Genomic DNA, 12,678 nt, shown 5'->3' with positions numbered 1-12,678 from the left:
TAAAAATTCTCTTTTTCGCACTCAGTGTCGCCATTCGTTTGAAATTTTTAAAGCCGTGCGACAACTTGAATTTTCCTAACATCTAAAGGAAGACGGAAAATTCTTCAAACAGTGTCGCACTAAAAAACTTTATAAAATTTATAGTTTTTTACTCTAAAAATTTCTGCACTCATAAGCGGCTCCAAGTCGTGCTTCAAAAGAAATTTTTAAAATTGTTTTTGTTGTTAATTCAAACTTATCAGCTTTTCAGCTGTTGTTATAAAGGAGTATATCATGGCAGAAGATACAAACAAACCGACGGAAACCACACAGGCAGAACCTGTTTTACAGCCGGGTATTGTTCCTACAAACCTTGAAGATGAAATGAAGGCTTCATACATTGATTATGCAATGAGTGTTATTGTGGGAAGAGCATTACCCGATGTTCGTGACGGCTTAAAACCCGTGCACAGAAGAATTTTATATGCAATGAAGGAAATGGGTGTAAGAAGAAACACTCCTTATAAAAAATCGGCAAGAATCGTGGGAGATGTTTTGGGTAAATATCATCCTCACGGAGATACCGCCGTTTATGATGCAATGGTCAGAATGGTGCAGGATTTCTCTATGAGATATCCGCTTATCGACGGGCAGGGAAACTTCGGAAGTGTTGACGGTGATGACCCGGCAGCCATGAGGTATACCGAAGTAAGAATGGATTACATTGCCGATGAAATGCTTGCCGATATCGATAAAGATACGATAGATTTTATACCGAACTACGACGGTTCGCTTCAGGAACCGTTGATTCTTCCTACAAAATTACCGGAACTTTTAATAAACGGTTCTTCCGGTATTGCAGTCGGTATGGCAACAAATATCCCCACACATAATTTGTCCGAAATTATAGACGGAACAATTGCTTTTATAGACGATCCGGAAATTTCAATACAGGAATTAAGTAAATATATAAAAGGTCCGGATTTCCCGACGGCAGGTTTAATTTTAGGTAAAGCCGGTATTAAAGAATATATGGAAACGGGTAGGGGCTCGGTTAAAATGAGAGCCAAAACCGAAATAGAGGAATTAAAAAACAGGCAGGCAATAATAATTACCGAACTTCCTTATCAGGTAAATAAAGCCATGCTTATTACCTCTATAGCACAACTTGTTAAAGATAAAAAAATAGACGGAATTTCCGACTTAAGAGATGAAACCGACAGAGACGGAATGAGGGTAGTTATAGAGCTTAAAAGAGATGCAAACGCACAGGTTGTTTTAAACCAGTTATTTAAACATACACAAATGCAAACATCGTTCGGTGTTATAATGCTTGCTTTGGTTAACAATAAACCGAAAGTATTAAACATTAAAGAGATGTTGTATCATTATGTTGAACACAGAAAAGTTATAATTGTCAGAAGAACTAAATTTGAACTTAAAAAAGCAGAAGCTCGTGCACACATATTGGAAGGTTTAAAAATTGCAATCGACAATTTGGATGCCGTTGTAAAAACAATAAGACAATCCCCCGATACCGATACCGCACGGCTCAGCTTAATGGAAAAATTCAGATTATCAAAACTTCAGGCACAGGCAATACTTGATATGAAGTTGCAACAGTTAACAGGGCTTGAAAGGAAAAAGGTCGATGACGAATATATTGAAGTTATTAAAAATATAGAAAGGTTAAAATCCATTCTTGCAGACCAAAGAAAAGTTTTAACCATAATCAAAGACGAATTAACCGAATTAAAACAAAAATACGGCGATAAAAGAAGAACACAAATTACAATAGATGAAGGCGACTTCAATATTGAAGATTTAATTAAGGAAGAAGAAGTTGTAGTTACGGTTTCAAATGCAGGATATATAAAAAGAATTCCTATAGATACATACAGAGTTCAAGCTCGCGGCGGTAGAGGAGTTGCGGCAATGACAACAAAAGAAGACGATTTTGTTGCAAAAATGTTTGTAACCTCCACCCACTCTTATCTCTTGTCGTTTACAACAAGGGGCAGGTTATACTGGTCAAGAGTATACGAAATTCCGGAAGGAACAAGAACATCCAAAGGAAAAGCCATCGTCAATATAATTCAGTTATCAAGTCCTGACGAAAAAATAACGGCATCAATTCCTATAAGGTCATTTGCTCCGAAAGATATAAAAGATGAATACTTGTTAATGTGTACCAGAAAAGGAACCATCAAAAAAATTGCATTGTCGGAATTTGCAAACCCCAGAAAGGGCGGCATAATAGCAATTAAACTTGAAGACGGCGATGTTTTGATGGATGTTAAAAAAATAGATAAAAACCCAGAAGTTATAATTGCAACCAAAAAAGGTATAGCAATAAGGTTTAAAGAACAGGATGTTCGTGCGATAGGTAGGGCAGGCCAAGGGGTAAGAGGTATATCACTTGAAAAAGATGATGAAGTTATAGGTATGGAAGTATTTTCACCGGAAGATGTTTTCTTGTCCGTTGCAGAAAACGGTTACGGAAAAAGAACCGAAGTCGGTAAATACCGTCTGCAAAAAAGAGGCGGTAAAGGTGTTATCAATATGCAAACATCCGAAAGAAACGGTAATGTTATCTACATCGGTAAAGCAAACGAAGGACAGGTAATGCTTATTACCGAACACGGTATAGCAATAAGAAGTAAAGTAGATAAAATTTCGGTTATCGGCAGAAATACACAGGGTGTTAAACTTGTTCGTCTTGAAGAAGGCGATAAGGTAGCATCGGTTGCAACCGTTGTTACCGATGACGAAAATGAAAAAGAAAATTCATCCGATGAAGAAGGTAAGAAGATTAAATAATATTAGCAACGAAAATAAGTAAATTTAAGGTTTTAAGCAAAACAGGGGCAAGAATTTCTTGCCCCTGTTTTTTATGTCGGGAAAAGCAAATAATACGGTTCAAATATATTATAGTTTTAATTGCACAACACTTGACATTTTTAAGTATTTGGTTTATAGTTATATTATAAACAAACTATACACTAAGGAAAATAGAGTATGGAAATGTTAAAAGAAATAGAAAGTAAAAAAGAATTACTTGATAAAATTTTAAAGAACAAACAGGCATTAAGAGTATTTAGAACATGGTTGCTTACCGAGCTTGCATATACATCAAATAATATTGAAGGTAATTCTTTAACAAGAAAAGAAACGGTTTTTGCAATTACAAAAGGTTTAACGGCAAGTTCCGTAAAACCGATAAAAGATTATCAGGAAATAATAAATCATGCAAAAGCTTCAAAGTTAATTTTAAAATTATCACAAAACAATAAAGTTATTACGGAAAATGATATTTTAAATATTCATAAGGAAGTTTTAAACGGCTTGGAAGATGATGATTGTATCGGAAAATACAGAAATGTAAAAATAAGAATTTCCGGTTCAAAAGTTATTGTCCCTCATCCTTCAAAAATAAAAAGTTTGGTGGAAGAATTAATTGATTTTATAAATTCAAAACAACTCAGTGTTATAGAAACGGCACTTATTGCACATTTCAAATTTATAGCGATAAATCCTTTTATTGACGGTAACGGCAGAACCGCAAGACTTTTGTTGAATTTAATACTGTTAAAAAATAATTACTATCCCGTTATAGTTAGAGCAAGGGACAGAAAAATATATATTAAAAGTATTGAAAAAGGCGAATTGAAAAATGATTTATCGTTATACAGAAATTTTATGTATAAAGCGATAGATAAATCTTATCAAACATATATTGATATGTTTGATAATAAACCGGAATCCGATAAAGAACTTTTAACAATAAGTAAATTTGCAAAGGCGGCAGAAGTTCCCGTATCAACGGTTCGGTATTATTTAAGGGTCGGTAAATTAAAACCTGTTTCAATTACCGAAAGTGATTATATGTTGTTTTCAAAAGAACAAATAAAGGTTTTTAATAAAAAAAAAATAAATTTGAAACGGCTTTTATAAAAGGGGGATTTATGAAAAAAATATTATGTGTTTTAAGTTGCATATTTATTATGTTTGTTTGTTATTCTTTCTGTTTTGCCGAAACTGACGTTCGTTATCAGGGTAAAGTTTGTAAAATGGAAATTTTTAGCACGGGTGATGTAAGTTCGCGAAATAAATTTACAATTGTAAAAAATGAAGTTGAAAAATTCTGTACGGATAAATACATATATGATATAAAAGTATTTGTCGAAAAAGGTGAATATGTATTTATTGTTTTTTATAATTGAGCGGTGTGGTTAAATTCCGGTTTTTAAAAATGAAATTATAATCGGAGCAAATAACAGTATAAATATTGTAGGAAATATCAGCAATGTCATCGGTATTAACATTTTAACCGGGGCTTCTTGCGCTTTCTTTTCGGCAAGGGCGGCATTTTCCGTTTTAAGTTGGTTTGAAATTTTATTTAGTGCTTCCGCCATGCCAAGACCTGACTTCAAAGAAAAATTAACGGTTCTTACAAACATATCAATTTGAGTTAAATTATATTTTTGTGCAAATTCTTCAAATGCCTTTTCAACGGGTAATCCGAAATTTATTTTTGAATTTATATCTTGTATTTCATCGGCTAAAACACCGTCAATTACGGTTGCAAGTTTTATTAAAGCATTATTAAAATCAATTCCGGCAGACATCATAACCGAAAGTAAATCCGCAAAATCGGGAAGTTGTTTTAAAATTAAATTGATTCTTTTTTTATAATCCTGAATAATTTTTAAATAAGGTAAAATAAAAAATAAAATTGATGCGCATAACAGTGTAACAACATCAAATCCTATAAGTATAAAAATTATAAATACGGCAAACATAGCGGAAATTATTTGCAGTATTATCAGATTATATCCGTTTATGTAAACATAAGGAATATTCAATATTTTTGTCATTAAAACGATTTTTTGCGAATAATTATCAAGATGTTTTATTTTTCTTTTCCGTAAAAAAACAGCTGACGGATTGATTGTTTTTAATAAAAATTTAAATAAAAAATATTTATCGTTATTTTGTTGTGCTTTGTAATTATTTTTATTTTTGTTTAAGTTTAAAATTGAAACAATTAAGTAATGTATCAAAATAAAAAGAACCGTAAATATACATAATATTATAAACGGAAAATATATCATAAATCGGGCTCCGCAATTTTGCTCATCAAAAAAGAACCGGTTAAAATCATTATACATGAAACAAGCAAAATTAAATTACCTAAAGTTGTCGTCCATAAAATTCCCATTATATCCGGTTCTGCAAGGCAAACAAAAATAACTATAAATACAGGAACTATACTTATAATTGTTCCCGATATTTTACCTTGTGCCGTTAAAGTTTCAACTTTTGAATAAATAGAAATTCTTTGATTTACGGATTGTTCTATTTTATCCAAAATATCGGACAATTTTGCACCGGTAATATTTGAAATTCTGATAGAATCAATAAATAATTTATATTGACGATTTTTTATATTTTGACAACTTTTTAACAAAGCATCGTCCAAGTTTATTCCGTAAGAAACGGATTGTGAAATATTTTTAAATTCATTTGATAAAGGCGGTTTTATCTGTTCTGCCACGGTATCAATTGTCTGTATTAAAGTTTGTCCGGAAAGAAGTGAATTTTTAAAAAGTCTTATTGCATAAACGATTTGTTTGTTAATTTCGGTTTCCGTTTTCTGTTGTTTTTTATTTTTTTGTAAGATATAAACATAAACGGCAACAAACAAAAATATAAAAGCAAAAATGATATTAAAAATCAGCGTTATTAAAACAAACAAAAAAACCGATAAATATAAATTTTTATTTTTAATGTTTTTTAATGTTGTATTTGAAGTTGATTTTAAACTTTTTAAAATAAAACATATTGCATAAAAGCAGAAAAGCGTAAAAGAAATAAAAAACAGTATCAAATATAAATTACTCATCAAATAAAATTCTCCGGTATATTTATAATATTAAAACTTTTATTTTCTTCATCATATTTGAATATCGGTATAAGTTTATAAATACATGTCTTGTCTTTTTCAAGTGCAACTATCTCATAAATTTTTCTTGTTCCGTCGGGAAATCTTTTTATTTGAACTATTATATTTATTGCCGATGCTATCATTGAAGTTATAGATTTTTCCGGTAATTCAACACCGGCGGTTAAAGCCATTACAACAAGTCTTGAAATTGCATCGGAACAAGAATTGGAATGAACGGTTGTCATTGAACCGTCGTGACCGGTATTCATTGCCTGTAACATATCAAGAGTTTCTGCGGATCTGCACTCACCTACAATAATTCTGTCAGGTCTCATTCTTAAAGAATTTATAAGTAATTGCCTTATGGTAATTTCACCGGTATTTTCAATTGATTTGGCTCTTGCCTCAAGACGAATTACATGCTTTTGTTGAAGTTGCAATTCGGCGGAATCTTCTATTGTTATAATTCTCTCGTCTTTTCCTATAAAACCTGACAGGATATTTAAAAATGTAGTTTTTCCCGTTCCTGTTCCGCCGGATATCAGAATGTTTTTCTTTTTTTCAACGGCAAGTTTTAAAAATTTTATCATTTGTTCGTTTATGCTTCCGAATGAAATCAAATCGCTATATGATAATTTATGTTTTGAAAATTTTCTTATTGTAAGTATGGGACCGTTTAAAACAACAGGCGCAATTATTGCATTTACTCTTGAACCGTCTTTTAACCTTGCATCTACAAGCGGAGATGCTTCGTCTATATGACGACCTGCAAATGATGCAATTTTGTCAATTACGGTTTTTAACTTTTTTTCATTTTGAAAGCAAATATCGGTTTGAAACAATTTTCCATGTTTTTCGATATATATTTTTTCCGTTCCGTTTACCATAATTTCGGAAATTGTATCATCGGAAATTAAATCTTCAATAACACCTAAACCCACAATGTCATCCGACAATTCTTTTATTAACTGTTTTTTTAAATGAAATTTTAAATTTATTTTGTATATTTTCAAAAGGGATTCGGTTTGTTGTAAAATAATTTCTTTTAATTTATTCTGTTCGCTAACCGTTGAATACCGTTTCATCTTTTCAAGTAAATCAAAATGTAATTTTTCCTTTAGTTTATTATAATTTTGTTTTAGGTCATAAAAATCCGAATAGGTGTAATTATGTTCTTTTATATTATTTATTTTTTCAACAAGTAATTTTAAACTTTGAACGAATTTATTTGATTGATCTTTAAATAAAAATGCCGGATTTAAAACTTCGTTATCAATATAATCAAATGTTATATCATTTTTGTCTGTGGAAATATCGAATATATTGTTTGTAATAAACTTAAGCGGAATAATTTGAATATCGGTTGTTTGTTTTTTTAAAATTTTTCCGACATTAAGTTTGTAATTATCAAAAGAAACCGGTTCATTTATAAACGGAAGTAACATAATATCGGTATTTTCAAAAATTTTAAAATTATCATTTAGCAGTTTGTCCGAGGTAACTAAAATAATATTGTCATATATCGGATAAAGATACTCAAAAAAATAATTAAGATTTTTATTTAGAATTATGTCATAATTTTTTATGCACAAAATTTCTTGAGAACCGTTTAAATATGTTTGCAGCATTTGTTTGTTTATATTTTCAATTAAACCCAAAACATAATCAATATATTTTATTTTTTCCGTTCCGTATAATTTCCATACAACATCACAACTTGTCCCACGCAAATCAATAAGAATTGTTTTTTTATTTCGGTAGGAAAAAATTTTCATTAAACCGTTTAACAGTGTATTTAAATAAACGGAATTATCTGCCTGAATTACTGAGATAAATCTTGAATTTTGCATAATTATTTTGAATATTTGCTTAATATTTCAAGTGCTTCTTTTTGATTTTGCTGCATTTGTTTTAATGTTTTATTGTCAATAGTTTCATGCTTTGTAATTTTTTGCGAAGCATCGTGTACAATATCTTGCATTTTAACCGGATTTGTGTTTTCAATATTTAAATCTGCCGTTGGTCTTAAAACTATTTTTAAAGATGATTTTTCCTGTGCAAAGAAAATTATTTGTGCTTCTTTTAAAGAAACAGCCATTGTAACGGGAACCGTAACGGAAACATTTTCTTGTTTTGTGTCAGTTCTTCCTATAACTTCGTTATCTACGGCAAGGACCAATAAATTTTGAGCTATTACACATGATGCTTCAACAAAAGTTTGGTTCTTACTTTCATATTCCATAACGGAAATTAAATCAACTCTGCTTCCCGGTTTTATAATACCTAAAACTTCATCACTGTTAAAAATTAATGTAATTGCTCTGTTACCCGAAGGTATTGAATTTGATATTCCGGAATCCGAATTTGCCGACAATATTTTTGTTGAAGTTATTTGTTCCCCCTGTTCAAAAGAAACAATTGCTATACATGAAGGTTTATCGTTATCATAAAATGCCTCAATACTTGATATATACTGCGGTTGTGCATATTCTTTTGGAACAAGTTTTTCTTTCAGCATTGAAGAATCTATTATACTTCCCTGTTCTATTTTAGTATTTGCAACGATAACTTTTACGGGTTCAGACATTTTTCTGTTTTTTTGTTCAATGTCATATAAATACAAACTTATAAAAAGTGCAGCTAAAACGGCAAAAACAAATGCAATAATAAAATTTTTTTGCATAATTGCCTCTGTTAATTATCTTGACATAGCTTCGGATTGAATTTGCTGATTTGAAGTATCAAACATTTTTTTTATATTCCCTCCAAAAAGTTTTAAACCGGCAATTACAACAATTACAACCAAAACAATAATCAAAATGTACTCAACCATTCCCTGTCCTTTTTTGTTTTTTAACAATTTAAACATTACGGTTGCCTCCTTATTTTGAAATTTTTGAATTTGCAATTCTTGCATGAATTTTGTTCGGGCATCCGCTGCCCGATAATATTTTTGATTCAACGGTTAAATCAAATGTTTTATTACCCGTAAGTTGAAATATTTTTGGCATATCATACGAGTATTTAATTCTTACCAGCGACGATTTAACGGAAATTGTTGAAATGTTCTTTAATAAGTTGCCGATATCGGAAAATATATTTACAAAATCGCTTATATCAAATTTTGTTACCGGAGCATCATTTATTTCAACGGTAATCTCTTTTAATTTATTTTTATCAAGTAACCTTCCCTTAATAAAATGATGAGTTAAATAATTTTCAATATCTTTTTTTATTTCTTGTTTGTTTAAAGGAGAATTGGCAATCATATCGGTTCCGTATCTTGAAGCCGATACCAATTGCTGCCAAGTGAGACAAATTTTGCCGAACCAAAAAACAGACACAACCAATATGCAAATTACCGGCAAAATAAAAACCGCCTCAGTAAATGCTTGTCCTTTATTGTTCATTATTATTTTTAGTTTAAAGTATATAATTTAACAATAATTTTGTTCGGTATATTATATTTTTTTTCTTAAATCTATTACTCTTTTTGCTTTCCCTTCGCTTACGGGTAAACTTCCCGCTTCAACAAATTGAACAACGGGTGTAACATCCAATTCCTGTTTTAGTTCACCGACAATTTTATTTTGCAATATTTCCAAATCTTTTAAAGTTCCTTTAAAAGTATCGTTGTTTATTTCTATTTTTATTCTTAACTTATCCATACAGTTATGTTCAAATAACTCTATTACATAATTTTTGCCGGCTTCAGGTATTGCAATAATTGTTTTTTCTATTTGTATCGGGAAAATATTTACTCCGTTTATAATCATCATATCGTCTGTTCTTGCCGTTATTCTTGCAATTCTTCTGTGTGTTCTTCCGCAGGCACACGGCTCCGATATTATTCTTGTTAAATCTTTTGTTCTGTATCGCATAAGCGGCATTGCTTGCCTTTGAAGTGTTGTTAATACCAATTCCCCTTCTTCGCCGTCGGGCAACGGCTTAAATGTTTTCGGGTCTACAATTTCGGGATAAACATAATCTTCCCAAATATGTAAATGTTTTTGGCATTGGCATTCAAAAGCAATTCCGGGTCCTGAAATTTCCGATAATCCGTAAGAATTATATGCCTTTACTCCGTATAACTCCTCTATTTTTTTTCTCATCGCTTCACTGTGCGGTTCTGCACCTATAAAAAATATTCTTAAGTGTAAATCTTTTTTTACATCAATACCCAATTCTTTAACGGTATTTGACAACCTTAAAGCATAACTCGGCAAAATATGAACAACGGTCGTTTTAAAATTTTTCATAAACCAAAGTTGTCTTTTACTGTTGCCGGGACCTACGGGTATCGTTAACATTCCAAGCCGTTCTCCGCCGTAATGAAAGCCGAGTCCGCCCGAAAAAAGTCCGTAACCCATTGTGTTTTGAAAGATATCGGTATTTCTTGCACCTGCACAATACATTGACCTTGCCGAAATATTTGCCCAGTTTGCAATATCGGCTGCCGTATGAAAAACTACCGTAGGATTACCTGTTGTTCCGGACGAAGAATGTAACCTTATAACATTTTTTAAATCGGTAGCCAAACATCCGTAAGGAAAACTGTCTCTTAAATCCTGTTTGGTTGTGAAAGGTAATTTTTCTACTTCTTCAAGTGATTTTAATTTGTCTATGCGGGCTAATTTATCTTTGTAAAATGAGGAGTTTTTTGCAAGTGCTATTTGTTTGTTAATACAATCCAACTGAAACTGTCTTAACTGATTTCTGTCCATCAATTCGATATCTTTTTGCCAAAACATAAAAATACCTTCTTTGTTTGTTAGATTTTTTATATAATGTAATGTGATAATTGGTATTATAGCAAATAATTAAGGAAAAACTGAAATGAAAATAGGTATTGTTTATAATAATTCAAAAAAAGAAACCGAAAAATTTAATATTCAACTTTCAAAATGGCTTAAAAATAAAGGTTGCAAAACAATACAGTTAAAACATTCCTGTTCAAGAAATCCTAATGTTGATTTTGTTATTTCACTTGGCGGTGACGGAACGATACTCAGAACAAGCAGGATGGTTGCAAAATATTCAATTCCCGTTTTAGGTGTAAACCTTGGAACTCTCGGTTTTTTAACCGACTGCGATACAAAAACCGTTTATGAACAATTGGAAAATATTTTAAAAAATAAATTTACTTGTGAAGAAAGAATGATGCTTTCAGTAGAACTTCAGACGGAAAAAAAATTAATAAAAACTACCGCATTAAACGATTGTGTAATAAGATCCGTTTACAACGGTCGGCTTGCCTCGATAGATGCTTTTTTAAACGGTAAGTTTTTATGTAATTATAAAGGAGACGGAATTGTTATTGCAACACCTACCGGTTCTACCGCTTACAGTTTGGCAATTAACGGACCGATAGTTTATCCTACACTTTCTTTAATTATAATAAATCCTATTTCTTCACATAAATTAAGTCATCGTCCCGTTATAATACCTGCGGATAACACAATAGAATTTGATTGCGCAAAAGAAGCAAAGCAAACCGAACTTGTTGTGTGTACCGACGGGCAGGCAAACTATATTTTAAAAAAAGGTCATAAAGTTAAAATAAAAATGTATCAAAATCCTGCAAAATTTATAAAACATATTCCTTACTTTGAAACATTAAAAAATAAACTTAATTGGGGTGTTTAATTTATATGAAACAGGAAATATCGTCGGGTGCTGTTGTTTATAAAAAAGAAAACAACGAATATTTTTTTCTTTTGGTATATTCTGTCAGAAATAAAGAATGGAGTTTTCCGAAAGGACATATTGAAAAAGGTGAAACCGAACTTGAAGCTGCCAAAAGAGAAATTTTTGAAGAAACGGGAATAAAGGATTTAAAATTTATTGATAATTTTAAATTTACCGATTATTATTTAATAAAAGGTACATTACCTGAAACAAAAGGTGAAACGGTTACAAAAAAAGTTGTATATTATTTGTGCTATACAAGCAGTAATTGCATTAACCCGGATGATAATGAAATCGGTAACTGTAAATGGTTTAATTTCAGCCAAGCACTTAAAATATTAAAATTTGAAAATCAACATAACTTATTAAAACAAGCAAAATCTTTTTTAATTTAAATTTTAAATTGTTTTTACGATTTTATTTTTTTGTTTATTGCTTTATTTTGTTTATATCTTTGCTGTGTTCCGTCAAACGATTAATTTGTTCCCCGGCTTTTTTTTGTTCGTTAAATGTGGCATTGCCTCCTACACATCCTCCCGAACAGCACATAACTTCTATAAGGTTGCAGTCATCGTCGGTTTTGTTATTTCTGACAAAATGTTTTAACTTCAAAACGGATTCTTTATCTAATCCGTTAACGGAATATGTTTTTGTTTTTTTAAACAGATTTATGTTAAACATTTTTCCGTTTAGTGCATTAACGGAAATTTTGTTTGTAATATCGGGAAGAGCTGTCGACAGTGCTTCGGCTACACCTCCGGTTATACCGAAACGCCTGCCTTGTTTAGAACTTTCGGTATCAAATTTTGTTTCTTGACATTTGTCAGGTTTAATATTTTTTGTTTCAAACAAAGCGGCAAGTTCCTCAAAATTCATAACAAAGTCTATATTTTTATCTTCAAAACATTCTGCTTTTTTTGCTACACATGGACTTATAAAAACGGTAACGGCATCGGGAAATTTATTTTTTATAAATTCCGCAGTATAATAAAGAGGTGTTTTTGTATCCGAAACAAAAGGTTTTATTTCCGGAAAATGTTTTTTAACAAGCTGATTATATCCCG

At 31.0% G+C, this 12,678-nt stretch carries 13 protein-coding genes; 5 read left to right on the top strand and 8 right to left on the bottom strand.

What is annotated here, in order from left to right; all coding sequences use genetic code 11:
- Nucleotides 1-273 precede the first annotated feature (273 nt).
- The 3 genes from gyrA to ACMUOV_RS01910 all read left to right on the top strand — a co-directional run bounded on the left by gyrA (nt 274) and on the right by ACMUOV_RS01910 (nt 4,202).
- Nucleotides 274-2,799: a DNA gyrase subunit A gene (gene gyrA / locus ACMUOV_RS01920; protein WP_413853254.1), complete on the top strand. Its 2,526-nt coding sequence runs from the start codon at nt 274-276 to the stop codon at nt 2,797-2,799.
- 198 nt (nt 2,800-2,997) lie between these two features.
- Nucleotides 2,998-3,933: a Fic family protein gene (locus tag ACMUOV_RS01915; protein ID WP_413853252.1), complete on the top strand. Its 936-nt coding sequence runs from the start codon at nt 2,998-3,000 to the stop codon at nt 3,931-3,933.
- An 11-nt stretch (nt 3,934-3,944) separates the two neighbouring features.
- Nucleotides 3,945-4,202, top strand: a complete 258-nt coding sequence (locus ACMUOV_RS01910) for a hypothetical protein (protein ID WP_413853250.1) — start codon at nt 3,945-3,947, stop codon at nt 4,200-4,202.
- 9 nt (nt 4,203-4,211) lie between these two features.
- On the opposite strand, the gene ACMUOV_RS01905 is transcribed toward ACMUOV_RS01910, so the two are convergent.
- The 7 genes from ACMUOV_RS01905 to ACMUOV_RS01875 are packed head-to-tail and all read right to left on the bottom strand — an operon-like array spanning nt 4,212 to nt 10,677.
- Nucleotides 4,212-5,093: a type II secretion system F family protein gene (locus ACMUOV_RS01905; protein ID WP_413853248.1), complete on the bottom strand. Its 882-nt coding sequence runs from the start codon at nt 5,091-5,093 to the stop codon at nt 4,212-4,214.
- Nucleotides 5,090-5,884 (bottom strand): type II secretion system F family protein, encoded by a 795-nt coding sequence (locus tag ACMUOV_RS01900; RefSeq protein ID WP_413853246.1) that lies wholly within the window; start codon nt 5,882-5,884, stop codon nt 5,090-5,092. The genes ACMUOV_RS01905 and ACMUOV_RS01900 overlap by 4 nt, the downstream gene beginning before the upstream one ends.
- On the bottom strand, nt 5,884-7,776 hold the full coding sequence (locus ACMUOV_RS01895; protein WP_413853244.1) for a CpaF family protein: 1,893 nt from the start codon (nt 7,774-7,776) through the stop codon (nt 5,884-5,886). The genes ACMUOV_RS01900 and ACMUOV_RS01895 overlap by 1 nt, the downstream gene beginning before the upstream one ends.
- A 2-nt stretch (nt 7,777-7,778) precedes the next feature.
- Nucleotides 7,779-8,609: a Flp pilus assembly protein CpaB gene (cpaB, locus tag ACMUOV_RS01890; protein ID WP_413853242.1), complete on the bottom strand. Its 831-nt coding sequence runs from the start codon at nt 8,607-8,609 to the stop codon at nt 7,779-7,781.
- A 15-nt stretch (nt 8,610-8,624) separates the two neighbouring features.
- Complete coding sequence (locus ACMUOV_RS01885) at nt 8,625-8,795, bottom strand: Flp family type IVb pilin (protein WP_413853240.1); 171 nt, start codon at nt 8,793-8,795, stop codon at nt 8,625-8,627.
- Between the two features lie 13 nt (nt 8,796-8,808).
- Complete coding sequence (locus ACMUOV_RS01880; RefSeq protein WP_413853238.1) at nt 8,809-9,336, bottom strand: TadE family protein; 528 nt, start codon at nt 9,334-9,336, stop codon at nt 8,809-8,811.
- A 51-nt stretch (nt 9,337-9,387) separates the two neighbouring features.
- Nucleotides 9,388-10,677 (bottom strand): phenylacetate--CoA ligase family protein, encoded by a 1,290-nt coding sequence (locus ACMUOV_RS01875; protein ID WP_413853236.1) that lies wholly within the window; start codon nt 10,675-10,677, stop codon nt 9,388-9,390.
- An 85-nt stretch (nt 10,678-10,762) separates the two neighbouring features.
- Between ACMUOV_RS01875 and ACMUOV_RS01870 the strand changes: the two genes are divergently transcribed.
- Both ACMUOV_RS01870 and ACMUOV_RS01865 read left to right on the top strand, forming a co-directional pair.
- Nucleotides 10,763-11,572 carry an NAD(+)/NADH kinase gene (locus ACMUOV_RS01870; protein ID WP_413853234.1) on the top strand — a complete coding sequence of 270 codons (810 nt, stop codon included), beginning with the start codon at nt 10,763-10,765 and terminating at the stop codon, nt 11,570-11,572.
- Between the two features lie 5 nt (nt 11,573-11,577).
- Nucleotides 11,578-12,009 (top strand): bis(5'-nucleosyl)-tetraphosphatase, encoded by a 432-nt coding sequence (locus ACMUOV_RS01865; protein WP_413853232.1) that lies wholly within the window; start codon nt 11,578-11,580, stop codon nt 12,007-12,009.
- Nucleotides 12,010-12,043: 34 nt separating this feature from the next.
- Here ACMUOV_RS01865 and ACMUOV_RS01860 read toward each other — a convergent pair.
- Nucleotides 12,044-12,678, bottom strand: a 635-nt coding sequence (locus ACMUOV_RS01860) for a [Fe-Fe] hydrogenase large subunit C-terminal domain-containing protein (RefSeq protein ID WP_413853230.1), incomplete at its 5' end; no start/stop codon positions are given.

The organism is Candidatus Ruminimicrobium bovinum (genome assembly GCF_902760015.1).
GTDB lineage: Bacteria > Elusimicrobiota > Endomicrobiia > Endomicrobiales > Endomicrobiaceae > Ruminimicrobium > Ruminimicrobium bovinum.
The sequence above is the reverse complement of the archived record's forward strand: the minus strand, read 5'-3'. Positions and strand labels throughout refer to the sequence as shown.